Annotated in this window: 23 protein-coding genes; 14 read left to right on the top strand and 9 right to left on the bottom strand. The window is 45.8% G+C overall.

The window, feature by feature from the left end:
• Nucleotides 1-20: 20 nt before the first annotated feature.
• Both LEP1GSC061_RS06205 and LEP1GSC061_RS06210 read right to left on the bottom strand, forming a co-directional pair.
• Nucleotides 21-1,235 (bottom strand): efflux RND transporter periplasmic adaptor subunit, encoded by a 1,215-nt coding sequence (locus LEP1GSC061_RS06205; protein WP_016544676.1) that lies wholly within the window; start codon nt 1,233-1,235, stop codon nt 21-23.
• 6 nt (nt 1,236-1,241) lie between these two features.
• Nucleotides 1,242-4,481, bottom strand: coding sequence for an efflux RND transporter permease subunit (locus LEP1GSC061_RS06210; protein ID WP_016544613.1), 3,240 nt, complete (start codon nt 4,479-4,481; stop codon nt 1,242-1,244).
• A gap of 531 nt (nt 4,482-5,012) precedes the next feature.
• Here LEP1GSC061_RS06210 and LEP1GSC061_RS06220 point away from each other — a divergent pair.
• The 4 genes from LEP1GSC061_RS06220 (at nt 5,013) to LEP1GSC061_RS06235 (ending at nt 10,291) form a co-directional block, all read left to right on the top strand.
• Complete coding sequence (locus LEP1GSC061_RS06220; protein ID WP_040508107.1) at nt 5,013-6,581, top strand: helix-turn-helix domain-containing protein; 1,569 nt, start codon at nt 5,013-5,015, stop codon at nt 6,579-6,581.
• 219 nt (nt 6,582-6,800) lie between these two features.
• Nucleotides 6,801-7,688, top strand: coding sequence for an NmrA family NAD(P)-binding protein (locus tag LEP1GSC061_RS06225; RefSeq protein WP_016544299.1), 888 nt, complete (start codon nt 6,801-6,803; stop codon nt 7,686-7,688).
• A 9-nt stretch (nt 7,689-7,697) separates the two neighbouring features.
• Nucleotides 7,698-8,618 (top strand): helix-turn-helix domain-containing protein, encoded by a 921-nt coding sequence (locus LEP1GSC061_RS06230; protein ID WP_040508108.1) that lies wholly within the window; start codon nt 7,698-7,700, stop codon nt 8,616-8,618.
• A 74-nt stretch (nt 8,619-8,692) separates the two neighbouring features.
• A complete protein-coding gene (locus LEP1GSC061_RS06235; RefSeq protein WP_016545026.1) occupies nt 8,693-10,291 on the top strand; it encodes a Na+/H+ antiporter in 1,599 nt (532 codons plus the stop codon).
• 13 nt (nt 10,292-10,304) lie between these two features.
• On the opposite strand, the gene LEP1GSC061_RS06240 is transcribed toward LEP1GSC061_RS06235, so the two are convergent.
• Entirely contained in the window at nt 10,305-11,246 is a 942-nt protein-coding gene (locus tag LEP1GSC061_RS06240) for a hypothetical protein (RefSeq protein ID WP_016544418.1), read from the bottom strand.
• Nucleotides 11,247-11,510: 264 nt separating this feature from the next.
• Here LEP1GSC061_RS06240 and LEP1GSC061_RS06245 point away from each other — a divergent pair, with 264 nt between their 5' ends.
• From LEP1GSC061_RS06245 to LEP1GSC061_RS06255, 3 genes are all read left to right on the top strand, one after another.
• The gene (locus LEP1GSC061_RS06245; RefSeq protein WP_016544237.1) at nt 11,511-11,747 is read left to right on the top strand and encodes a hypothetical protein; all 237 of its coding nucleotides are present in this window, start codon (nt 11,511-11,513) and stop codon (nt 11,745-11,747) included.
• Nucleotides 11,748-11,808: 61 nt separating this feature from the next.
• Entirely contained in the window at nt 11,809-12,192 is a 384-nt protein-coding gene (locus tag LEP1GSC061_RS06250; RefSeq protein WP_016544446.1) for a DUF302 domain-containing protein, read from the top strand.
• Nucleotides 12,193-12,361: 169 nt separating this feature from the next.
• Nucleotides 12,362-13,486 (top strand): NHL repeat-containing protein, encoded by a 1,125-nt coding sequence (locus tag LEP1GSC061_RS06255; RefSeq protein ID WP_232218373.1) that lies wholly within the window; start codon nt 12,362-12,364, stop codon nt 13,484-13,486.
• Between the two features lie 11 nt (nt 13,487-13,497).
• Here the strand turns inward: LEP1GSC061_RS06255 and LEP1GSC061_RS06260 are convergent, their stop codons facing one another.
• The 4 genes from LEP1GSC061_RS06260 to LEP1GSC061_RS06275 form a co-directional block, all read right to left on the bottom strand.
• Complete coding sequence (locus LEP1GSC061_RS06260; RefSeq protein WP_016544236.1) at nt 13,498-14,154, bottom strand: hypothetical protein; 657 nt, start codon at nt 14,152-14,154, stop codon at nt 13,498-13,500.
• Between the two features lie 155 nt (nt 14,155-14,309).
• Nucleotides 14,310-15,488, bottom strand: a complete 1,179-nt coding sequence (locus tag LEP1GSC061_RS06265) for a thiolase family protein (RefSeq protein ID WP_016545098.1) — start codon at nt 15,486-15,488, stop codon at nt 14,310-14,312.
• A 57-nt stretch (nt 15,489-15,545) separates the two neighbouring features.
• Entirely contained in the window at nt 15,546-16,016 is a 471-nt protein-coding gene (locus LEP1GSC061_RS06270; RefSeq protein ID WP_016544948.1) for a MarR family winged helix-turn-helix transcriptional regulator, read from the bottom strand.
• An 85-nt stretch (nt 16,017-16,101) separates the two neighbouring features.
• Nucleotides 16,102-16,785 (bottom strand): Crp/Fnr family transcriptional regulator, encoded by a 684-nt coding sequence (locus tag LEP1GSC061_RS06275; protein ID WP_016544879.1) that lies wholly within the window; start codon nt 16,783-16,785, stop codon nt 16,102-16,104.
• 170 nt (nt 16,786-16,955) lie between these two features.
• On the opposite strand from LEP1GSC061_RS06275, the gene LEP1GSC061_RS06280 reads away from it, so the two are divergent.
• From LEP1GSC061_RS06280 to LEP1GSC061_RS06295, 4 genes are read left to right on the top strand one after another with little or no spacing between them, the layout of a single operon-like run.
• The gene (locus tag LEP1GSC061_RS06280) at nt 16,956-17,642 is read left to right on the top strand and encodes a c-type cytochrome (protein ID WP_016544907.1); all 687 of its coding nucleotides are present in this window, start codon (nt 16,956-16,958) and stop codon (nt 17,640-17,642) included.
• A 28-nt stretch (nt 17,643-17,670) separates the two neighbouring features.
• Nucleotides 17,671-19,041 (top strand): cbb3-type cytochrome c oxidase subunit I, encoded by a 1,371-nt coding sequence (locus LEP1GSC061_RS06285; RefSeq protein ID WP_016544606.1) that lies wholly within the window; start codon nt 17,671-17,673, stop codon nt 19,039-19,041.
• The gene (locus LEP1GSC061_RS06290; protein ID WP_016544686.1) at nt 19,025-19,855 is read left to right on the top strand and encodes a CbbQ/NirQ/NorQ/GpvN family protein; all 831 of its coding nucleotides are present in this window, start codon (nt 19,025-19,027) and stop codon (nt 19,853-19,855) included. The genes LEP1GSC061_RS06285 and LEP1GSC061_RS06290 overlap by 17 nt, the downstream gene beginning before the upstream one ends.
• Before the next feature lie 3 nt (nt 19,856-19,858).
• The gene (locus LEP1GSC061_RS06295) at nt 19,859-21,640 is read left to right on the top strand and encodes a nitric oxide reductase activation protein NorD (protein ID WP_016544351.1); all 1,782 of its coding nucleotides are present in this window, start codon (nt 19,859-19,861) and stop codon (nt 21,638-21,640) included.
• 136 nt (nt 21,641-21,776) lie between these two features.
• Here the strand turns inward: LEP1GSC061_RS06295 and LEP1GSC061_RS06300 are convergent, their stop codons facing one another.
• Nucleotides 21,777-22,262, bottom strand: a complete 486-nt coding sequence (locus LEP1GSC061_RS06300; RefSeq protein WP_016544472.1) for an SRPBCC family protein — start codon at nt 22,260-22,262, stop codon at nt 21,777-21,779.
• Nucleotides 22,249-22,596 carry an ArsR/SmtB family transcription factor gene (locus LEP1GSC061_RS06305; protein ID WP_016544892.1) on the bottom strand — a complete coding sequence of 116 codons (348 nt, stop codon included), beginning with the start codon at nt 22,594-22,596 and terminating at the stop codon, nt 22,249-22,251. The genes LEP1GSC061_RS06300 and LEP1GSC061_RS06305 overlap by 14 nt, the downstream gene beginning before the upstream one ends.
• Nucleotides 22,597-22,975: 379 nt before the next feature.
• Between LEP1GSC061_RS06305 and LEP1GSC061_RS06310 the strand changes: the two genes are divergently transcribed.
• The 3 genes from LEP1GSC061_RS06310 (at nt 22,976) to LEP1GSC061_RS06320 (ending at nt 25,112) form a co-directional block, all read left to right on the top strand.
• Nucleotides 22,976-23,407 (top strand): DoxX family protein, encoded by a 432-nt coding sequence (locus tag LEP1GSC061_RS06310; RefSeq protein ID WP_016544662.1) that lies wholly within the window; start codon nt 22,976-22,978, stop codon nt 23,405-23,407.
• Between the two features lie 88 nt (nt 23,408-23,495).
• Nucleotides 23,496-23,834 carry a YciI family protein gene (locus tag LEP1GSC061_RS06315; protein ID WP_016544869.1) on the top strand — a complete coding sequence of 113 codons (339 nt, stop codon included), beginning with the start codon at nt 23,496-23,498 and terminating at the stop codon, nt 23,832-23,834.
• A 45-nt stretch (nt 23,835-23,879) separates the two neighbouring features.
• Complete coding sequence (locus LEP1GSC061_RS06320) at nt 23,880-25,112, top strand: RNA polymerase sigma factor (RefSeq protein WP_016544714.1); 1,233 nt, start codon at nt 23,880-23,882, stop codon at nt 25,110-25,112.
• The last annotated feature ends 136 nt before the right edge of the window (nt 25,113-25,248 follow it).

The raw sequence follows: 25,248 nt of genomic DNA on the forward strand, positions 1-25,248 counted from the left end.
TATCTTATATAATCGAAGAATTATTTGGAAGCGACCGGGCTTTGCTTCCGGGACTGTGTCTTCGTAACATTTATGTCCGCATAACCGGTTCGCGGCTCTACGATTTTCACTTCGTCGCCTTCCAATAAGGAAGCGGAAGGATTGTTCACGATTCGGTCGCTTACCGTAACGCCTTCGCCCACTTCTATAACGGAATCTATGATCTTATTCACCGTTATAGGTTTGAAATGGATCCGATTGTTTTCCGTCACGGTCGCTACTTGCGTTCCGTTTTCGTTAAATACTAGAGAGCTGGAAGGTATCGTTAATAAATCCTTTTTTACGGGAGCCGTAAGAGTTACCTGTGCGAAGGATCCGGGCCAAAGCGCTCTGTCCTTATTGTCGATCGTGAATTCGGCGATCACCGTCCTCATATTCAAATCGAAACCTTTGGAAATCGTAAGAAAGTTCGCGACGAATTTCCGATTCGGAAATTGCTGCACCGTGAGTTCCGCATTCAGGCCCGGTTTGAGGAGATACGCGAAGGTACCGGGAACGGATACGAATAATCGCATCTTATGGATGTCGGCTACCGTAAAAAGGTTGGAAGGGGTTTTAGTGTCGTCCACATTTCCTTCCTGGCTCACGAAGTCTCCTACGTTGATATTCCTTTGTATGACCACTCCGTTGAACGGGGCTACGATCGTTTTAAAATTGACTCTTGCCTTGTATTTATCCACATTCTTCTCTGCGGATTTCATTTTAGCTTCTTCCGAATTCTTATCCGCTACGGCGACCGAGATGGATTGTTCGGAGACCGCGTGGGAATTCCGTAACGCCAGATAGCGATCGGCGGTGACCGCAGCGAGTTTATATTTCGCTTTTTGGGAATCCAGATCCGCTTGCGCTTGTGCGAACTCCGCGTCCAGCGCGGGGACTTTGATTCTTGCCAGAACATCTCCTTCTTTCACTTCGGCTCCGTAGTCTTTGTACCACATTTTGACGTAACCCGAAACCTGTGCGTATAGTACCGCTTCGTACCAGGCACGAATATTGCCCGGAAGCGTGATCGTTTCCAGAGGATTCGGCGGTTCCGGATTCACGACGGAGACGTTCGGAATGGAGGCTTCCAATGCGTCGTTACGGAATTTTTCGGCGCTATGTATCTGCTGGTAAAATATATAACAGAGAAACAAGGCTCCGATCGAAATGGAGGAGAAGGTGATCACTTTCTTTTTAGGTAGAGCTGTAATCATGGGAAACTATCCTTTTTTGGTTTTGAACCGATCGTTGTAGATGATCGCATATACGCATGGCACGAAGAATAGGGTGGCAAAGGTGGCGACCGCGAGCCCTCCGATCACCGCACGTCCTAAGGGAGCGTTCTGCGAGTTGCTGATGGACATAGGTACCATTCCTATAATCATCGCGGAAGCTGTCATTAAGACCGGCCGGATCCTAGCGTAGCCCGCTTCGATTGCGGCTCTGACCGCATCTCCGTGTATTTCTCTCCTTTCTCTCGCATAAGAGACCACAAGTATGGAGTTTGCGGTTGCAGTTCCCATACACATAATCGCTCCCGTTAAGGCAGGTACGGAAATATACGTGCGTGTCAAAAAGAGGGACCAGGCGATTCCCGCCAAGGCTCCGGGTAACGCGGTGATGATGATGAAAGGGTCCGTCCAGGATTGGAAATTCACAACGATCAGAAGATAGACGAGCAGAATCGCGACGAACAATCCTCCTAGAAGTTCCAAGTAGGCGCTTCTCATGGTTTCCGCCTGTCCTTGGATCTCGATCGCGGCGCCCCTAGGAAGCATATCCTTCATTGAGTCTATGATCTTTTGAGCGTCGCTTAATACTCCTCCCAGATCCCTTCCTTCGGAGGAAACATATACGTCGATGAGCGGCAAAAGGTTCTGGTGCGTTACGAGTCCTGGAGTTCCTGTCGGAGTGACGGAGGCGACATTACCTAAAAGTTGTATTCCATTTTCAGAATCGTCCTGCAGGTCTCCCTTATTGATCGGTACCGTAAGTAAATCTTCCGTCCTTCTCATCTGAGGTTGGGGCACGTAGATATTGATCTGATAGGAGAGGCCGGTCTTACGATCCATCCAGTATTCTTGGTCGATCTGCTGGCTTCCCGAAGTGGCTAAGAGCATATTCTCCGCTACGGATTTCAAGGGAAGATCCAGGTTGATTCCTAGGCTTCTATTTCCGTTCACTAGTAGAGTGGGAGTATTCATCGTTTGCTGGATAACTACGTCAGCCGCACCCGGGATGGTCCGCAGTTTACCTTGTAATGCTTGAGCGAACTCGAAATTCTTCTCCAGATCCATACCGTTGATTTGGATATCTATGGGAGAAGGTGAGCCGAAATTCAGGATTTTTGCGGTTAGATCCGCCGGCTGGAAGGTGAATACCGTTCCGGGATATAACCGACCCAAACCTTTTCTGAGGGTTTCCCTATAATCCCAAACTGGAGATTCTTCGTCCTTTAGGGAGATCGTTAAATCGCAGTCCTGGGAACCGATCGTAGGTGTGGGAATGAACGCAAGGTTATGGGGACTGACGGGTAAGCCGCAATTGCTGAGTACGCTCTCAACTTTGTTCGGAAGCAATTTTTTGATATCTTCAGAGACGAGAGTGGCGATTCTACCCGCGACCTCTATCCTGGTTCCCAGAGGGGCCCGCATATGCATCTGCAAAGTGCCGGCTTTGATCTCAGGAAAGAAGTCCCTACCGTTTAATAAGAATAGAACCAAGGATCCCGTTACGATTCCTAGAAATACGAGCACGAATCTTTTTCGATTCGCTACGACTCTTTGTAATAGAATATAGTATCTTTCTCTAAATTCGTTGAAATTCTTTTCGAATCCTTTTTGGAAGCGGTTTAGAAAATCGATCCATTGGGAAAGAAATGCAAAACGAGGATTTATATTCTTCATAGGAGCGGAGAGGTTTTGTTTTTCCGCTGCCTTAGAAGAATGTGCCGAATGTTTTCCTTTTTCCGGAATAGGATGGGCCACGAGTAAATATTTCGCCATCGTAGGAACCAAGGTCCTGGAAAGTATGAAGGAAGCGATCATCGCTAACGCCACCGCTTCCGCCATAGGTTTGAATAACCAGCCGGATACTCCGCTCAGTTCGAAAAGAGGTAACCAAACGATCACGATGGCGAGAGTCGCTACGAAAGTAGGGATGACGATTTCGTTGGCCGCGTCTATGATCGCTTGCTCCAAGGGTTTCCCCATCTCTATATGAGTATCTATGTTTTCGATCATCACCGTTGCATCATCCACTAGGATACCTACGGCTAATGCCAGGCCGCCCAAGGTCATTACGTTGATGGATTCTCCGATTAAATGGAGACCGATTAGGGAACTCAAAAGGGAGAGCGGGATAGAAGTGGCGATAATCGTAGTCGCTCTCCAGGAACCTAAAAACAATAGCACTACGAATCCGGTCAGACAGGCCGCGAGCAACATTTCATGGACTACGTTCTCTATCGAATCCTTGACGAATACGGATGCGTCGTTTAATAATTTTATCTCGACGTCGTCGGGGCAGATTTGTTTGATTCGAGGCATGGTTTTTCGGATTCCGTCCACCACATCGAGTGTGGAAGCGTCTCCGCTTTTCATCACTACGATGAGAACGGATTGCTTTCCCTCGACGAGGACTGAGTTCAATTGGGGCGGTCCTCCCAAGGCTACGTTTGCGACGTCCCTCATATAGAAAGTGCTATTTCCGACCCGTTTGATCGGGATTTCGTTGAAATCCTCGACTCTTAAAGGAATCGCGTTAGTCATCACCATCCAATCCGTTTTGTCGATCTTTTGGTCTCCTGCGGGCAATACGGCGCTTTGCTCGTTGAATGCTTTGAACACGTCCATCGGAGAAAGGTTCTTGGACAATAGCTTTTGTTTATCCAAGGAGACGAGTAGTTGCATAGGAGTTCCGCCGTAGGGTTGGGGAATAATCGCGCCAGGGATGGTTACGAGTAGGGAACGTATTCTCATGTAAGCGAGATTATAGAGTTCCGCAGGAGTCATCTTTTCGGAAGTGACCTGTACCATTGCAACCGGAACTGAAGAAGCCTCCAGTCGCATGATCATCGGAGGCGAAATGTCCGGCGGCAACGAGGTCACCACCGTTTGGGAAATCGCCGCCACCTCCGCTTCGGCGCCCGCAAGATCCGTGTGAGGTTGCAGTTCTATATTGATGATACTGCTTCCGTAATAGGAACGGCTGTTGATGCTTTTGATACCTTCTACGGTGCTTGTCAAGGCGCGCTCGAAGAAGTAGGTGATTCTTCCGGCGACATCCGAGGGCAACATTCCTTGGTAACTCCAAACCACGGATATCACCGGTATTTTGATATTGGGGAATACGTCCGTCGGAGCCTTGAAAATGGATTGTATACCGAAGAATAGTATGAGTATCGCAAGTACTACGAATGTGTAAGGTCTTTTGAGAGCTATGAGTACGATTTGATTCATTTGATAAGGCTCCGAAGTGTTGGATTGGAATCTTTATATGAGATGGGATTTTCACATTCGATCTCCGCCGGTTTAGAATTTTTCGATTCGGAAAAAGTTCTATCTTCCTTTTTTGTTGGTATATTTTCAAAAAACATAATGTATTATTCCTTCAGAAACCTTCAGAGAGAATGAAACAATATCTCTACGGTGTTCCGATAGATGACTTTGCGACGTACTACGGAAAAACCTTCTCGGATTCCTTTAGAGTATGATCAGGAAAATTCCGAATAGACATCCGCCGTATTCGAGAGGAGAGTGTATGCCTGATCGGAGACGCCATAGAAAGGAAATGGCGGTTTCGAATCCTCTTCCGATAGGTCTCGCTCAGAACCTGACAGAAACGCGGGGAAACAGGACAATCGAAATAGGAGGTAGGCGGTGTTTTTTCTTTCATGTAATTTTCCATATATATTAGTAGCCTGGAAATACCGGAAAATCGTCCCGGTTTATAATCCTGGACCAAAAACAAGGCTGGCTAAACTGAGGGGTATGAGGGAAATTCTTGTTCTAATCCTTGCTCTTCTGGCCTTTTCTCCTGCCAATGCGCAGAACAACAAGCGGACTGAGGTGGGTCATTTACGCATACTCGGTTCGGAGAGCGCACATTGGAGGCAAATCGATGATTACTCCGTTTTGCTGGATTGGGGATTTTATCCGGAACCTATCGATCTGAAACTTCGGATAGGCAATTTACCGGAAGAATCCAAGACCGAATTCCTGATATTTCCCTGGAGTCACTTGGATTCCGTGGAGGTCTGTGACCTTGAGGACAAATGCCTACAAGCCGGTTTTGCTCATCCGGTAAACGAATGGCTGATACCGGGCATATTTCCCGTCTTTCCCCTCCGAAAATTTCTGGAAGAAAGTCCGGAGATCCGAGTAAAGATCCAATCCAGAAACTACATATTCGCCGAAGTCCGCTTGGTGAGTGCCGAAGAATTGTATTCCATCACGACACTGTATTCCGGAATCGTATTCGCTCTTTTGGCATTGGTTATCATCCAGATCGCGTATCTCATCCATGCTTACCTGCGCCTCCGGTCCAGATGGATCTTTTTCCAAATCCTTTTCTCGATAGGGATGGGGTTGGCGTTTCTATTTGTAACCGGGATAGGTTCCAGATATCTGTTTCCTAGTTTCGGATTCCCTCTCTCCCTAGGTAAAAAGATCATGATAGGCTATCTGATTCTCACGGGTACTTTATGGGTTTCGTATTTCCTGAAGCTGAAACAGAATTTCAAACCTGTCTGGTATTTTTATAATGCGATCAATTTTATCACCGCCATAATGATTGGCCTGAGTTTCACGAAATTTCCTAGGCAATTCGTTTCCCTTTCGTTCACGATCTTTTATTTGGCCGTGACCGGCACGGCCATCGTTTTGAGCCTCGTAGCGATGAAGAGAAGGACGATCCGGACCCGTTGGTTCGTATTGAGTATGGTCTCTTTGCTCGTAATAGAAATTCTGAATATCATCTCCTACAGGACCTTTTTCTCCTTCGATGGAAGGAGTTTCCTTTTCTTTATCTCATTTTTCGTACCTATAAATATTTTTCTGACCAGTAGATCTGTACAGACTCGCATCCGGGAATTGGAATATGAAATCGATCTAAGAAGGAAGGAATTGCAGAATTTTCAAAGAGACCGGATGGAAGGCCTTAACGATCCGGCGAACGAAAAGAAGAAATCGACCATCATCGGAGTGGATGTGGAAGAAGTTCTCACTCGCCTGAATCGTCTATTGGACGAGGACAGAGTCTATTTGGAGGAAGAATTAAGGATCGGAGATCTTGCGGCCCTTCTCGGCTTATCGGTTCACCAGGTTTCGGAGCTTCTGAACCAAGTGTTGAATATTTCCTTCCCGGATCTGCTAAAAAAATATAGGATAGAAGAAGCCAAGCGAATGATCGCGAACGATCCGTCTCTGAATATTCTGAATATGGCATTCTCCGTAGGTTTTCAGTCCAAATCTTCCTTTTACGATTCTTTTAAGAAGTATACCGGGATGACTCCTCAAGAATTTAAGAAATCTCTAATGGATGGAACCGTCGACAAATAGCCGCTTAAGGCGGACTATTCGAATGAAAAAGAAAGAACGTCTTCGTAGGCTTGAATGCAAGTCGATCCATTCTGCTATCGTATACGGACTTAAGAAAAGGCTAAGTGTTTCGGAGATTCGACTACAGGAATAATTTTCCTAAATCGAACTTTTCCTATTCCCAAAGAATCGAAATGAGACATCGGTTCTGAAACGAATTTAGGAAAAAGAGGTATTCTCATGAAAATTATCGTTACAGGTTCTCTCGGGCATATAAGCAAGCCTTTGACCAGGGAATTATTAGCAAAAGGACATAGAGTTTCCGTGATCAGTAGTCAAGAGGCCAGAAAAGAAGAAATAGAAGCATTAGGCGCAATTCCTTGCATCGGTTCTCTGGAGGATCTCGGATTTCTGGAAAAGACTTTCTTGGAAGCGGATGCGGCGTATTGTATGATACCTCCCAATTTTTCGGAAAGAGACCAGGTGGCTTATTATCGCAGACTGACTTTGAATTATGCGGAGGCTGTTCGTAAGTCCCAAATCAAAAACGTGGTGGAGTTGAGTAGTTACGGAGCCCATCTGGAAAAGGGGACTGGATTCATTGTGGGTTCCCATCATGTGGAAAGAATTTGGGACGGATTATCCGGAATTTCAGTAGCTCATATCCGAGCCGGCTACTTCTATTATAATTTACTCAACTTTATCCCGATGATCCGGTCTATCGGATCCATCGGAGCGAATTACGGAGGCCCGGATAAACTGGCCTTAGTCTCTCCGGAGGATATCGCATTGGCGATCACCGAAGAATTGGATTCCGGAGTTTCGAAGAATAGGATAAGATATGTGGTTAGCGACGATCGTTCCTGCGACGAGGTTGCATCCGTCCTAGGAAATTCCATCGGTCTACCGGATCTAAGATGGACGACTTTGACAAGCGAGCAAATGCGAAGCGGACTAGAGGCGGGCGGAGTACCTTCCTATATCGCATCTTATTTGGTGGAGTTGGGTGAAGCCACCCATAGCGGCGCTCTTCGCGAAGAATACGAGAAAACGAAAACAAAATCCGGAAGAATTAAATTGGAGGATTTCGCCCAAGAATTCCTGGAAGCCTTTCGAAAGGCGGGGTAGGGTTTGGAAATGTCGAACGCAGTGCCGCTAAGAATCAGAACGATCGGCGAATTTCACCAATTGAGGGAATTACCTAAGCCCGCGCATCCATTGATTAGCGTGATCGATTACGGAAGCATCCGGCGTTCGCCTGCGGATAAATCCCAAAGCTTGGTTTTGGATTTTTATTCGATAGCGCTGAAGGGAAATATCAACGGTAAAATCAAATACGGACAACAGGAATACGATTTCGATGAAGGCATGATGTTCTTTATCTCTCCCGGCCAGGTTTTCCGAGCGGAAGTCGAAGTGAAGGAAGGCTTGGAACCGTCCGGATGGATCCTGCTTATCCATCCGGATTTTCTCTGGAATACGAGCCTGGCAAAATCCATAAAGAAATACGAATATTTCGGTTATTCCGTGCATGAGGCCTTATTCCTCTCCGAAAAAGAAGAGGCGGTGATAGACGGTTTGATCGGGAACTTGGAGCAGGAGTATCTGGCAAATATTGATCAATTTAGTCAGGATATCATTATCTCCCAGCTCGAATTACTGCTCAAATACGCGGATCGGTTCTATCATAGACAATTCATTACTAGAAAAATATCGAACCATCGGATGCTGGATCGTCTGGAGGATCTTCTTTTAGTGTATTTCCAAAACGAGAATCTGAAGGAAAAGGGGATCCCTTCCGTCCAAGAAATTTCGGATAGATTGGAAGTCTCACCGAATTATCTGAGCGGCTTACTCAAGGTCTTAACCGGGCAAAGTACCCAGCAGCATATTCACGATAAATTGATCGAGAAAGCTAAGGAGAAATTATCCACGACGGATTTACCCGTGACCGCAATCGCTTACGAATTGGGATTCGAGCATTCCCAATCCTTCAGTAAACTATTCAAGAGCAAGACGAAACTTTCTCCCCAAGAATTCAGGCGTTCCTTTCATTGAGTTGCGAACATAAATAGGAGCCCGGGAAAAAACGGATTTCTTTAAAAGAGTTCCTTCTCCATGATTGGCATCGGATGGAAAGCATACTTATAGAATACGTTTATCTTGTTCTTATCATTCTCGGGTTGATCGTAATCGCCAACCGACTCGGTCTGGCCTATCCGATCGTTTTAGTGATCGGGGGACTAGGGATCAGTCTGATTCCTTATTTCCGCAATATCACCGTGACTCCCGAACTTATCTTTCTAATCTTTTTACCTCCCTTGCTTTACGAGGCTGCCTGGCAAGTCTCTTGGAAGGAGTTTTGGAAATGGAGAAGGATCATCGCTAGTTTTGCTTTTCTGATCGTGATCGCTACTTCCAGCGTGATCGCATTCGTTTCGGTCGCCTTGATTCCCGGCTTTACTCTGGCTTTGGGATTTCTACTGGGAGGGATTATTTCCCCGCCGGATTCCATTTCTTCGACTACGATTATGCGTCAGGTAAAGGCCCCCAAATCCATCATGAGCATCGCGGAAGGCGAAAGTCTGCTAAACGACGCATCTTCTTTGATCGTATTTCGCTTCGCATTGGCCGCGGTAATTACCGGACAATTCCATATGCAAGACGCGGCCTTCGATTTCTTTATGGTGGTTTTTGCGGGATCCCTCATCGGGCTTATCGTAGGATTGTTGTTCTACGCGGCCCATCGTTGGTTACCCTTGACGCCGAGTGTGGAGATCGTTTTAACATTCATCACTCCTTACTGTATGTATTATGCGGCGGAACATTATCATTTTTCGGGAGTCCTTTCCGTAGTCTGTGGAGGGCTGTTTCTTTCCAGTAGACGCCAAAGTTTTTTAAGTTACGTGAGCCGCATCCAAGGTGTTAACGTTTGGAATAGCATCGTTTTCATTCTCAACGGACTCATCTTTCTGTTGATCGGCTTACAATTGCCTTCCATCATCCATCAACTGGGAGATACAAGTCTTACGACCGCCGTTCTCTATGGATTGACTATCTCTTTCGTATTGATTCTTACGCGCATCTTATTTACTCTGGGCGCCTCCGGATTTACCCGGGTGATGAGTCATTTTATCCAGGTAGCCCAGCAAAATCCCGGTTGGAAATTGCCGGTCATACTCGGTTGGTCCGGAATCAGAGGAGTCGTATCCCTAGCGGCGGCGCTTTCGATCCCGGTATACATGTCGGAGAATGAAGCATTCCCTTATAGAAATCTTATCCTATTCATTACATTCATCGTAATCTTAACTACGATGATATTGAACGGACTTACCTTGCCTTGGTTGATTCGGAAGTTGAACGTTTCCGATTTCGAAATTGTTCCTTCCGATCATGAACAGGAATCGAGGATCCAAGGAAGATTATTACACGGATCCATTGCGTTCCTGCAGGAAGGAAAAAAGGGAGAGATCGCTCGGAATCGTCATCTGAAGAATCTTACGGATCGGTTAAAAAACGAATTATTATATTTCGATAAGGAAATAAAGGGCGGGGGAGAATCGCACCGCCTGGAAAGGGGAGAATACCAAAGGGTATATTTAGAATTACTGCAATACCAGAGAGGCGTACTGAAAGATATCAATCGCAGTTCCGAATTCGACGAGGAATTGATCCGAAAATTCCATACCTTAATCGATATGGAAGAATTTCGTATGCGAGAACAGGATTGATTTCCGATTCCTCTTATGGTGAGCAATTTCTCTTTATGGAGAAGCCGTCATTGAAGACTTCGCCGTACATTCCTTTCACACAAGAAGGAACTAGTTTATACTCTATCTTCTTTTTCTTTCCCTTTTTTTCCTCCGAAACGAGGGAAATATTCAGAGTATCCCCTTTTCTGACGATTTTTCCCGAACTCTTTAATTTTCCTAGTGGAGAGATGATTTTGATTCCGTCCTCGGAGACCACATAGGCGTCAAAATCTCCGTCGAGGATAAGCACTTGATCGCCGATTACCGCTACCGGAGATTCTTCGGTTTTATTTGCGTCCGATTCGTTTTGCCAGGTCCCCATATATTCCGCTTGGCTTCCGTGAAAAACCCTATTTCGGAATTCTATATGAGATTTTTCCTCCGCTAAAAGCTTTTCATCCAAGATAGAGATCGGCGCTACATTCTTAAAATCCGATTCCTGCATTGCGGGCAACCAATTCGGTAAACCTTCGAAGCGTTCGGCTCCGTATACTTCCTTATATAAGGAATCGTTCGCATAAAATTTTTGTTTGAATATTACGTAATGAGCGTTCTCCGCTCTACCGATAAATTCTATAACTCTAATGAACTTATCGTATTTAATCTTTACTTCCCTGATTCTATCGCTTGAGTCATAGCAGTATTCTTCTTTTTGATAATATGCATTTTTCAGATACATGGTGAACGTATCGCAATCTTTTCCGGAATGAATGGACAAGCGCACCGGATCCAAATACGCGTGATTCAGATTGAGAATTTTTCCGTCATACACCTTTCTGGTAACGTATTCGTCCAGGGGAAGAACGGGTTCTCGCATTAGGAATCGGGAGACGTACTTCGTTTCCTTTTCCAATTCTTCGGAGGTTTTCGAGTGGATTAGATTTGGATCGATAAAAAGTAAAAGTAGAATAAAGGAAAGAAAAGGTTTTTTCATTATTTTTCGGAGATTCATCAGTTTGTTTGAGAATAAGACCTAGCCCCGGATTCTATCAACTATTAAAAGACTTTTTTCTAAAAATCCATTTTAACTTGGAACCGTTCCTGTCCGATCAGCAATGAATACAGGAAGGAGTCTCTCGATCGAAACTACAGTCACATCCGCAATTTTGCCGTACTTGCAAAAGCTTTTCTTTTATATCCGAAAGTCTCCTCAATTCCTCATCGATCCGATCTGAAGTCTTATCCACCGAGCCGATCCATGCTTTGTATTCCGAACTTTTCCAGGATTCTTTTTGCGGGGCTCGGACTTTCCGCTTTCGGATGGATTTTATCCGCATCGGAATGGACCGGAATCCTAGAGCTTTTGCTTTCGGTGGGGCTCTTCGGGATCTATCGGTTCCGGATGCGTCCGAATTCCAAGAAGAATATTCGCGACTTATGCTTAAGGCTGAGGCCCGGAGGAAATAAATACCATATAGGGTATTGGGTATATTGAAATTTTGGATGCATTTTCGTAGTCTAATGGAATGATTGGACAAGAATAGAAGGGGAATCTTATGAAATACATTGTGGATACCGAAAAAAGCGTGGAGGAAGCTTCCGCAGATCTACAGAAAAACGTACTCGAGGCAAAATATGGAGTCTTACACGTTCATGATCTTAAGGAAACGATGAAAAAGAAAGGAGTGGAGTTTCCGGAAGAGTGCAGAATTTTCGAAGTTTGTAATCCCATAAAGGCTAAGGCCGTATTGAGCGAAGATATGGAGATGAATTTCGCACTTCCATGTAGGATATCCGTTTATACCCAAAACGGAAAAACTAGAATCGGAATGCTCAGGCCCGAGTCTCTCTTGGCCTCTCTCTCTTCTTCCGAAGTATTGGCAAAAGAGGCGAGGGATGTGGAAGCGGATTTGATCCGAGTGATCCAGGCCTCCAAATAATCCCGAGCGACGGACCATCACTCGTTCGAGGGATTTAGGTTTACGGTGGTTTGGAAATAAATTGATATACAATGGGAATTGATCCCGTTAATCTGAAAATCGGATGTCGGGATCTCTCTTTTTATCTAAAAATATTAAATATTTATTATATTTAAGCGTACTTGTTTTTGTGGCAAATTGTGGTGCGATCTCCAAGGAGAATCCTTGCGATTCTTCCAGCGACGCTTTCTTAAAAAACCAACTGTTAAAGTTTCTTCTAAACGATACTAGCTCGTCCTGTGCCGTTTCCGTTTCCGAGTGCGGAGCATTGAAGATGGGCGAGTCGGCTAAGGTCGTTTTAGGCCAACCCGATTTCGTCAGTAATACTTCGGGTTCTGCCATCAATCAGGTTGCGGCCGGAGGCCTTTCGATGGATCCTCAAGGAGGTCTATGGGCCTCCGATACGAACAACCAGCGAGTATTCCATTTTACGTCTCCGTTTTCAACGTTTCAGGACGCTGATATTATTCTTACCGGCTTCAATACGCCTCGGGGAGTTGCGACTGATCCGAATGGAGGTCTCTGGGTTGCCTCTACGATGGAGGATTTGGTTTATCATTTTCCTTCCGGAGTGATTTCCGGAGGGGTTGCCGACATTACGTTAGGAACTTTTAATTCCAATAATCAAACGCAAAGTACATTCAATAATCCATGGGATCTGGCTGCGGATTCGAGCGGTAGCGTATGGGTTGCGGATTATTTCAACAGTAGAGTTTTACGTTTTTCTCCTCCCTTTACCTCGGGTATGAATGCGGATCTTGTGTTAGGGAAAAGTTCCTTTACTAGCGGAGCGTCGGGCGCTTCCGCGAATCAGATGGCGTCTCCCAACGATGTCGAGGTGGATTCTTCGGGAAAGGTTTGGGTTGCGGATACGGGAAATCACAGGGTACTTCGATTCTCGCCTCCCTTTTCTAACGGAATGGGGGCCGATTTAGTATTGGGACAACCGGATTTTGTGAGTTCCTCGTATGCGTTAGATGCGGATTCCTTATCGAGTCCGAACGGGGTGAGCATCGCTTCTAACGGCGCGATTTGGGTGGCGGACAGCGGTAATATGAGAGCCGTTCGTTTCTCTCCTCCGTTTACGAACGGAAAGGCCGCAGATAATGTTTTGGGAGAACCGGATTTAGTAAGCACGAATTCGAGCTTTATCGTTTCCGATAAGACTATCGGAAGCACCTCGTCCGTGGCTGTGTCGCCTTGCGGGCTATGGGTTTCTGATACGACGAATAATCGAGTCTTGTTTTTCCCTTAATCGAAATCGAATCACCGAGCTTTATCGATATCCCGTTGGATCGCTTGGGTTTGTTCCGGTTTTAAGGCCTTGAAGCCGTGGCCTAAGGCGACGGTCATGTATTTATCCAAGATCTTTAGTTTTTCCGGATTGAAATTTACCACCGATACGTGCGCTTTTAGAACGGATTTATCGGGTCTTTGCACAACTGCCCAATAATTATCGGATCTTACGGACAACGCTCCGACTTGCACGTTTATATTATAATATAATACTTTGTTTTCGGACGTATCCAGGAATTTGCGATCTTGGAGAGTGAACTTCTTGCCGATATTGTCCGCAAGGGCGTTCAGGTATGGTTCTTGCTGGAAAGTGTCGGCTCCGGGACTTTCCAATACGGACGCGTTCATCCCGAAGGTTCCCGAAGTGATAAAGAAGGACTCGTTCGGATTTTCCTTTACGGTCCAATCTTCCGCATAGGGAAGCATCAGAAAGAATCCGAGTTTGTTTCCGGAAAGAGAAACGAAGCCCTTTTCCTTTTGGCCCATGATTAGGATGTCTCCGTCGGTGGCACTCTTGCCGAAATATCCGTCCACCTTTGGTATTCTCTTCAGTCCGTCCGTACTGCAAAAGGGAAGAGAGGACATGGCAAGTAAGCCCAGTCCGAAAAGAAATAAAACCTTTTTCATTTGGATCTCCTATTCCGAAATTTCAGAGCGACCGAAAGGGAACTAATATAGAGAAGAATATACTCGATCGCATTTTCAATCTAAAAATCTTCCCTAATTTAGATCCCAAAGAAACGAATAAAGGATCGAAATAATTTTCGCCTCGCTCCGAGTCCTTATTTGTATTCCGGATTTTCCAGGACGATCGCGATTCCTTGGCCTCCTCCTATGCAAAGGGAAGCGACACCATAACGTAGATTTCGCCGCCTCAATTCGTAAGAGAGAGTGAGTGCGACTCTTGTCCCGCTCGCACCCAAGGGATGTCCGATCGCGATTGCTCCGCCGTTCACATTCGTCTTGTCCGGATTCAGCTTTAATTCCTTGATTACGGCTAATGTCTGAGATGCGTATGCTTCGTTGATTTCAAAAAGATCTACGTCCTGGAGAGTTAATCCGGCGTTCTTCAGGGCTTTCGGAATCGCGAAGACCGGACCTAATCCCATCATTTTGGGATCGCAACCTACATTCGCATACCCTAATATACTTGCGAGAGGTCGGATTCCGCGCTTCTTCGCCCAGTCGGAGGAAGAGAGTAGAACGGATGCGGCTCCGTCATTGATACCGGATGCGTTTCCTGCGGTTACGGTTCCTTCTTTCAGGAATGCAGCGGGCAATTTAGCAAGCTGGGGAAGACATTCTTCTCCACGTATTTGTTCGTCCTTGGAGAGAAGAAAGGATTTCTTTCCCCCCGTTTGGACCGGAATGATTTCCTCCGACAAGAGTCCTGAGTTTGTCGCATTCTCCGCTCTGATCTGAGAGATCCCCGCCCAATCGTCCTGTTCGGATCGGGAAATTCCGAAATGCCGGGAGATATTTTCCGCTGTCATTCCCATGGTAAGGTCCACTAAACAATCCGTGAGGCTCTGCGAGAGTCTATCTTCTGCGATCGCGTCCCCGTATTTATTTCCCCATCTTGCTCCTTTCAGAACGAAGGGGGCGTTGCTCATGGACTCCGTCCCGCCGGCGAGAATGAGTTCGTTTTCTCCAGAAGAAATCTTGCGAGCTCCCGTAAGAATACTTTCCAACCCGGAACCGCAGAGACGGTTCAAAGTTAATGCGCTGGACTCGATGGATAATCCCGAGCGTAGCGCAATATGCCTTGCGAGATACGCGGAATCCTTATCGTCTTGGATTACGTTTCCGTAAATCGCTTCCTCTATTTCTTGGGGATCGATTCCTGTCTTGCGTAGGACTTCCCGAGCGGTGATGACCCCCAAATCCGAAGAGCTATATTCTTTCAATCCTCCGCCGAACTTTCCGAAAGGGGTCCTTGTGCCTTCTAAAATACTTACCATGCTATAATCCTTATGTTGTATATACACTATTATGATTCAAAAAAGCTCTTTAGTCTGTTAGACATCGCCGCCATGCTCTAAAACTGGAATTTTTCGGACTTCAGAGAGTACTCTCAAAGTCTCCAGAAATTTGGGCTTGCCTAAGGATTTCGTCAGAGAATTTTGAGCTTCCTCCCAAAGAAGAACCGCTTCTTCCAACTTCGCTTCTCCCTTTTTGGTTAAGAATAGGTTTCTCACGTTTCCGGATTCCTTTTTTTCAATTCGAATGAGACCGTCTCGTTTCAGAATTTCCAAACTTCTCTGCAGGGTGGTTCTATCTATGTCCGTGAGTCTCGACAGATCCGTGATGCTACATTCTTCTTCGTGGGCTATACTTACAAGAATGGTAAATTGGGTGATTCGTAGACCCGAAGGCTTCAAGACGGAGTCGTAATAGGAAGTTACAAGACGGGTCGTCCTTCTTAAACTTACGTTTAAGCAGGATAACCCGATTTTTTTGAGTTCGGAGGAGGTAAGCCCGCTTTTCATGACCGTAATTTATATCGTGCGTATGCACTATATAAAGGTCAATCGGAAAACAGGATCGGATTCCTTTTTAATGCGGTCATAAGAATCAGTAAGAGCGACTTCCTTCGTATTCTACCGGGTTTTTGATTTCATGCAGAATCTTATAGCAAGAATTCTTTTCTTCGATCGATCCTTCTTCCAAAAGGGAACGAAAAGCGCGGCTAACGGATTCGGGCGTGGTTCCTAGGAGGGAAGCCAATTGGTTTTTCGTGATCGGGAGATTGATATGTTTTTCTACCGCTCCGCATTCCTGTAGAAAACTGAAGATCCTGTCCTTTACGGAAAGATATAGATTATCCATCATTTTTTTGCGAAAATAAACCAAATGTTGGATATTGGCCGAGGAAAATAGGAACATGGCCTTGGTGTTTCCGTTTAAAAAGTTCAGGAATTCCTTTTTAGGATAAAACAGCAATTCTCCTTCTTTCAAGGATTCACAGAATGCCGGATAAGAACTGGATTCCGTAGGTTGGAATACGGGATAAGAAGCGATTAGCTCTCCCGGATAAAATACCTTAAGGATCGCTTCTTTTCCCTCTGGAGATAAAGAGTATACTTTAAAGATTCCTGTAACTACCTCGAAAAATCCTTCATAAGGATCCGTTTCCAAGAAAACGATTTCGTTCTTTGCGATTTTTTTGGGAATTCCTAAAGAAAGAAGTTCGTTAGAGAATTCTTTTCGGATTTCCGCCCAATAGTCCCTTTTTTTTTCCGTCATCATCAAGTTCATAACAATTGTTTTTATATCCGGCGAATGCCATTGTAGAAGATTTCCGGAATTTTTACACAATTCTTGATACAGATCAAGGAATTTTTACTGGAGAAATGGCAGACTTTCCCCCGATTCTTTCATCGGAATTTCGCACGTTCTTAGCAAATTTTAATAATTAGGGAGAAGCAATGCTTACTAAGTTTCAGGCAAAATTGTTTTTCTTATTAGGTACGTTTCTATTCTCCGCTGTATTTCTGGCTCTTACTTACGATTCTCTGAAATACGTATACTCTGCTCCTTCCGCCTCTACTTTAAGCGAGGAAGTGATTCGAGGAAAAGAGATCTGGGAAAAGAACAATTGTATGGGCTGCCACACGATTTTGGGAGAAGGGGCGTATTACGCACCCGAGTTGACCAAGGTATACGAAAGGAGAGGAGCCGAATGGATCCGGGTTTTCTTGAGAGATCCTCAAGCGATGTATCCCGGAGAACGAAAAATGGTGAAATACAATTTTTCGGAAGCCGAGATCTCGGATGTGATCGCTTTCTTAAAATGGAACGGAGAGCTGGATCTGAAAGGTTTCCCTCCTAAGGCCGAATTTCAATCTTCTACGCAATTGGTGAGTGCGGCTAACGCTGCGATCGCCCAGCCGGAAAAATTCAAACAGATCTGCGTAGCCTGCCATTCGGTAGGGGGAGCGGGGGGCAATGTGGGGCCTGCTCTGGATTCAGTCGGTAAAAAATACGACGTCGCGTATTTGGAGAATTGGCTCAGAGATCCCCAAAAAATCAAGCCCGGGACGGCGATGCCGAAGCTTCCTCTTAGCGATAAGGAAATCACCGATTTGTCTTCTTATCTCTCACAACTAAAATGACATTCCAAAGGAATAAAATGGTCTAAATATGAAATATAAATCTCAAAAGATCGCCTATTGGTTTTTTGCATCCTGTATGCTGCTTTTATCCCTGCAGATAGTTTACGGTTTTTTGATGGGATTCGCCAGGATGGGATTCGACGGCTTGCACGATTGGATTCCTTTTAACGCCGCTAGAGCGACTCACACGAACTTACTCGTGGTATGGCTTTTGACAGGATTTATGGGAGCCGCTCATTATATCATCCCGGACGAATCCGATCGGGAAATCTATTCCGAAAAACTGGCTTATCTGCAGTTAATCTCCCTTCTTGTAGTAGGGGTTATCTCCATTTTAGGCTTCCATCTCAATTTCTGGGAAGGAAGAAAGTTTTTGGAGATTCCGAGACCTCTGGACTATCTGGTCGTCGTAAACGTATTATTATTCCTCTTTAATATAGGAATGACCGTTTGGAAAGGAAGACGTTATACCACCACGTCTCTCGTTCTATACTTCGGGCTATTCTCCGCGGCATTATTATATTTGCCGGGAATGATCCAATTCAATAGCCAAACCGTGGATTCCTATTTCCGCTGGTGGGTAGTTCACCTTTGGGTGGAAGGAGTTTGGGAACTGATCATGGGAGGTATTCTTTCCTTCTTATTGATCAAATTGACGGGAGTGGACCGGGAAGTTATTGAAAAATGGCTGTATGTGATCGTGGGATTGACCTTCTTATCCGGAATCCTGGGAACGGGACACCATTACTACTATATCGGGGTTCCCGAATATTGGAAATGGGTCGGAGGATTCTTCTCCATGTTGGAGCCTTTGGCATTCCTTGCGATGGCGATGTTCGCGATCAGTATGTATAGAAAGAGCGGACGAAATCACCCGAATACGATCTCCTTATTCTGGACGATCGGAAGCGCAGTGATGTCCTTTGTGGGTGCGGGATTCTTGGGATTTGCGCATACTCTTCCTCAAGTGAACTTGTATACCCACGGAACCTTGATCACGGCGATGCACGGGCACCTGGCATTTTGGGGAGCCTATGCGATGATCGTTCTTGCGATTATCACTTATTCCATGCCTCTGATCACGGGTAGAAAGCTTTGGAATAATCCTCTGGGACTCTTTGCCTTTTGGGCTTCCAATATAGGAATGCTCGGAATGACCGGAGCCTTTGCGGTAGCCGGAATCGCTCAGGTGTATTTGGAGAGAAAATTCGGATTGGACTTCTTGGTAGTCCAAAAAGAAATCCAAGTGCATTTTCTGGGACTAGTGCTCGCCGCTTCGGTATTCACTGCCGGAATTATCGCTTTCATCTGGAATTTTATCCGCTTCGGAACGCCTAACGATGAGGCTATCGGTGCGGAGCAGGCTTCCGGAGATATTTCTCTTGCTGGCCGGTCCTAATTCTTCCGAGAAAGGCGAAGGACTTCTCTCCGAAAAGGAGAGAGGTCTTCCTTATTATAAAGAGACCGGCAACGAAATACAAATATTCGAACACGCCTATAAAAACAAACTTCCGATCCTTCTGAAAGGTCCCACGGGTTGCGGTAAGACTCGCTTTGTGGAATTCATGGCGGCGAGACTCGGGCTTCCCTTGGTTTCCGTATCCTGTCACGAGGAAACTTCCGCAGTCGATCTTTTAGGAAGATTTCTCATCCAAGGAGCGGAAACGGTTTGGCAAGACGGTCCATTGACTCGTTGTGTTCGTGCCGGAGGAATTCTATATATAGACGAGATTGCGGAAGCGAGGCCGGATACGATCGTTTCCATTCATCCTTTGACGGACCATAGAAGAGAGATGTATCTGGACCGCAGGAACGAAAATCTAAAGGCCCCCGATTCTTTCATGCTAGTCGCCTCTTATAATCCGGGATACCAAAAGGGTTGGAAAGAATTAAAGCCTTCCACCAGACAAAGATTCATATCCTTACAATTCGATTATCCGGATCCAAAGAGAGAAGAGGAAATTCTGGAAAAGGAAACGGGAGTTTCTTCCTCCGTATCTTCGAAACTCGTGAAACTTGCAGGGAAGATCCGTAATCTTACCGAGCTCGGACTTTTGGAATCCTGCTCCACTCGTCTCTTGGTGGACGCCGCGAAATTGATTTCCACTGGGCTGCCGCCTAGGATGTCCTGCGAGGTCGCAATCGTGCAGCCTTTATCCGACGATCCGGATACGATACGTTCCCTGAAGGATTTGGTCTCCTTGTTGATTTGACCCATGGGTTGGGACGAATTCCTATTCAAACGGATTTATAGGATCTCCCGGGATCTTTTTTCCGATCCTAAAGATTCCGATTCGGAATCCAAAGCGGTTCGGCTATCCGAGATCCGATCCAGACTTTCCGTTTTGGCCAAATCATTGACCGGCGAAAATATAGAAATCTTCCCCGCGGAAAGAGAGGGAGGCTTCCAGGGATCGATCTATTTTTTGCCCGCATCCTATTCCAAGGGGAGGGATTCCGATTCTAATTTAGAATATTATATTTTCAGAATTCTGTATCTGAGCGAGCAAAGAAGGCTCGGGTTGAATTGGAGGGAAGGGGAAAATCGGAGTAGGGCGGAGTCCTTACGAAAATCTTACGAGTACCATCCCGAAGTTATGCGATCCTTGGAAGATCGTTATCCCGAATCTAAATGGCTTCTGGAATCCGTGGAAAAGACGGAGAAGGAATTTCGTGAAAAAGAAAGTAAGACGGTCACTTCGGAGGAGGAATTCTCCTTTTTGCACGGCATTTGGATGTCCGCTCCCCATTCTACTCCGAAAAACGAATCCCAAACTCCGGAAAGAATCCAAACAGAAAAACCGGAAGACGCCAAAATAGAAACGGAATTGGAAGCGAAGCCCAGAGAGAGAGTAGAAAGCATAGAGGCGGATAAAAAGGCCCAGGAAGATTACACTCTAATGCACCAATTCGAAAAGGTGGAAACCGCCGAGGAGTTCGAGGGAAATTGGAGGGATTTCGACGGATCGGACCAATTGTCCGAACAGGAAGAAGCGCTTAACGAACTGGATCTCAGAAAGACAGTACGTTCGAACGAACCGACTCATTCCGTTTACAGGACGGATTTATTCTCCGGCGCGTTTTCCTTGGAAGTGGGGGATTTCAAGGGAGAGGAAAAAGCGATTTCCTACGACGAATGGGATTACAAAAAAAGAAAGTATCGAAAGGAATACTGCAAGGTGTTCCCTAAGAGAATACCGGACGCCGAAATCGGGTATTCCGAGGAAATCTTTCGGGAAAATTTTTCCACGTTGAACTCTCTTCGCTCCCGGATGAATCGATTCTTTCATAGAAAGATGCAGATAAAAAGGCAGGCCTACGGAGAGGACCTGGATTTGGACGCGAGTTTGCAGTATTATTCGGATTTGTATTCCGGCCAGACTCCATCCGAGAATCTGTACGTTTCCCAGAGAAAAAGACTAAGGGAGGTCTCCGTTCTGATCTTAGCGGATATGAGCCTCTCCACGGATTCTTATGTGGACAACCATAGGGTCTTGGATGTGGAAAAAAAATCCCTGCTGCTTTTCGGACAGATTTGCTCCGAATTCGGAGATAGATTCCGGATCGATTCCTTCTATTCAAATACTAGAAACCATTGCGATTATTTGAATATAAAAAACTTCGAAGAGTCCTGGGAAAAATCCAGGGAAAGGATCGGACTCATGGAAGCGAAGGGTTACACAAGGATCGGCCCCGCAATCCGGCACGCATTCTCGGAGATCCGAAAAGAGAGTAGCTCTAGGCGATGGATCCTACTTTTGACGGACGGAAAACCCAACGATTACGATCGATACGAGGGAAGATACGGAATAGAGGACGTAAAGCGAGCGATAAAGGAGTGTGAAAAAGAGGATGTGGGAGTATATGCCCTGGCTGTGGATAGACAGGCCAAGGATTATCTACCCGCGATGCTCGGAAAGGATTCTTTCCGGATTCTACCCAACCCGAACCAATTACCGGACGCTCTTACGGATTTTTTCATCAGAATGATCGGTTAAATAAAAAATTATATTTTAAATTAAGAAAATTTTATGGTTTAGGAAAATTCTCCGTCGAGCCCTTGATTCGCATTCTTCACTCCTTGCGCAGGAGCCGAAAAACGAATTTCGGTCCAGGCAAAGAATAACAAGAAGACTAAAAAGTTTTCGCTAAGGCCACTAGCTGGTCCAAGGCGGCGTTCCAGCCGTCCATAAAACCCATATCCTCGTGTTTTTTTCTGTCTTCTTCGTGTTTGTGTCGGGCGAGAACATGATATTTGGTTCCGTTGCCGTGCTTCTCCAGTGTGAGAATTGCGGTGAAAAAACCCCCGTTCTGAGCCGGTTTGAAACCCGGTTCGAAAATGTCCGTGAATACCAATCTTTCGTTTTCCACTACTTCCAGATAAGATCCCATGTTCGGGAATTCCTGGCCTTCCGGAGATTTCATTGTGGTGCGAAAGATTCCGCCTGCACGAAGGTCTAACTCGCAATCGATTGTGGTCCAAGGAGCGGGAGTAAACCATTTCAGGATATGTGCTGGAGTGGTCCAGGCCTTCCAAACCAATTCTCTCGGAACGTCCACAATTCTCTCCAAGACTAAATCCGTCTTAGGATCCACATTATAATATTTAGGTGTCGTCATTTTCCTTCTCCTTTAAATCCAAGAGATAAGAGTCTAGTTGTCCCAGTCTTCTTTCCCAGACCGTTCTTTGTTTCACGAACCATTCTTCTCCGAGATCCAGAGTAGAATGGGTAAGGGAATAGGTCCGGACCCGTCCCGATTTAACGGAACTCACGAGAGAAGATTCTTCCAATACGCCCAAATGTTGCATGAAAGAAGGTAGAGCCATGGAAAATGGCTCGGCCAATTCTCCCACTGTCGCGGGACCTAGGCTCAGACGTTCCAGGATGGAACGCCGGGTTGGGTCGCCGAGAGCGTGGAAAAGATTATCTAAACTCACTCCTTGGTTAGGCATTTACCTAACTATATCATGGATTAAAACTTAGGTAAATACCTAAGTTTGGAAAAATTGCGATTTTGAGGAAAAAAAGGGCGCCTCCTTCGACCCTTCGGCAGGCTCAGGGCTCGAGGACCGGGCTATCCGCTTGGATCTGCGAAGCACCATAAACGGTGCATCGCAGTATCTCGCTCCTATCCCTGGCGCATCTCGGGGAGAAAATCTGTAGAAGGTACTACAAAATCCTTTCCTAGACACGCTATAGGTCCCAATCTTCGGGAAAATTCGCAAAATAGAAGGAACTCCTCACAAAAAAATCCGGGTCCATTGTCCAATTTCGCTCCTCTCGATCCTTATTGGATCGGAACCGAGGATCTCGATTCCAAGGAGAACAAAAATGAAGAAGGTACTACAAACCACCGCCGGAGAAATCACCGGATCGGAATTGGAAAAGAAAGAGAAATGGATCCGGACCGCTCGATGGATTTATTGGACCCTGACACTGCTCATTACGAGTACCATGATTCTTGCCGGAATTCTTTTGCTTACGGGAGCGAGCGCCAATTTGGAAGGAATCGCCCGTTTAGGATACCCGATCTATCTGGCTAAGATTTTAGGGGTGGCGAAGGTTTTAGGAGGGATTGCGATTTTACAGAATCGATTCGCTACTTTGAAGGAATGGGCGTATGCGGGATACACATTCAATCTGATCGGAGCCTCGGCTTCCCATGCATTTGTGGGAGAAGGGATTGGTTCGATTCTAACACCGCTTGTCATTCTTCTGTTGCTTTTAGTTTCTTGCCGCCAATGGAAGACCGGATGGATGTAGGAAAAAAACAGGAAAGAAGAAGTGAAATCGAGTTATATTATTATAATATTTAAAAATTGAATATTCTATTTAGAAAGGAGAAAGAAGAATGAAGGAATTCATGTTATTATTCAGACAACCCAGTTACGATTATAGCAAGGCGGATCCCAAAGACATGGAGGCTCTTGCCAAGAAATGGAAGGATTGGGTGGGAGGAATCGCCGCCCAGGGAAAATTAGCGAGTAACGGTCCTAGACTCGGCCAAGAAGGAAAGGTACTCAAGGCGGGAGGAGTTATCACGGACGGCCCCTTCGTGGAAATCAGGGAAAGACTCGGGAGCTTCATTATCGTGAACGCGGAAAGCCTGGAAGAAGCGACCACTCTCGCTCACGGTTGTCCTGCGGTGGATGCGGACGGTAGCGTGGAAATCCGACCGATATACGGGTAAAAATCTCCGGCCCGCTTTCCACCCGGGCGGGCCTATTCTCTTTTTATGGAAGATCAGGATTCTCTAAAGCATTTATTCCAATCGGAATTTTCCAAAATGGTCGCGGTGATCGCTAAACTCTTCGGATTGCAGCACTTGGAGATCGCGGAGGATATCGTAAGCGACACGTTCTTGCAGGCTGCGGAGACCTGGGGCCAAAAAGGAATACCGGAAAATCCCACCGCTTGGTTGTATGTAGTCGCTAAGAGAAAGACCCTCCATTATTTTAAGAGAAACAAAATCTTCAGCCGAAAGATCGCTCCGGAGCTCGTATCGGAACGGGAGCAGAAGGAAGAACTACCGGATTTGGATTTTTCCAAGAAGAATATCAAGGATAGCCAATTGCAGATGCTTTTCGCAGTCTGCAATCCTCTGATAGCGAGCGAGGCGCAGATAGGACTCGCTCTCCGAATACTCTGCGGTTTCGGAATCGAAGAAATTTCGGAGGCCTTTCTCACGAATAAGGAAACCATCAATAAGAGACTATTCCGTGCTAAGGAAAAATTAAGATCGGAAAACATAAGGATGGAACTTCCGGAAGAAGAGGAGATAGAAAAGCGCTTGGTCAACGTTCTGCATATCGTATACCTTCTCTTTACGGAAGGATACTACTCCAAAACCCAAGATAAGATTCTTAGACAAGAATTATGCTTCGAAGCCGTACGATTGGGTGTGAGTCTTACGGAATACGAAAGAACGAACCTTCCCAAAACGAACGCTCTTCTTGCACTTATGTGTTTTCACGCGTCCCGATTTCCTGCCAGGCAAACGGAAGGTGAGTCCTTTATTCTATACGAGAATCAAAACGAGGAGCTATGGGACCGGGAATTGATCGACCAAGGAAAGAAATTCTTGGCATTATCCGCCTCGGGAACGGAAATCAGTTCCTACCATATAGAGGCTAGGATCGCCTTCTGGCATTGCCAAAAGGAAGACAGTCCGGAAAAATGGGGGGAGATTTTGGATCTTTACGATCGTCTACTTGTGCTGAATTATTCTCCGAGCGTGGCATTGAATCGGGTCTTCGCATTGTATAAACTCAAAGGTTGGGAGTTCGCGCTGCCCGAAGCGGAGAAATTGAAATTGGAATCCAATCATTTCTATTTTCTACTCCTAGGCGAACTTTATACTCATAGCGACAAAGAAAGAGCCAGGGAGAATTTCTTAAAGGCGCATTCGTTAGCAAAAACCAATACCGAGAAAAAGGGAATCGAAGAGAGGATTCGGACTCTGGTTTGAGTCGGATCAAGATCTATCTTATTCTTATTATATTCCGCTCCTGGAATATTCTTCTCTTCGCCTAAGGTTTGATAATTGTCAAATCCGTCGCTTAGGCCTCGGTCTAGAACCTTGGATATATAGACAATGGCTGAAA

This window comes from Leptospira wolffii serovar Khorat str. Khorat-H2 (genome assembly GCF_000306115.2).
GTDB lineage: Bacteria > Spirochaetota > Leptospiria > Leptospirales > Leptospiraceae > Leptospira_B > Leptospira_B wolffii.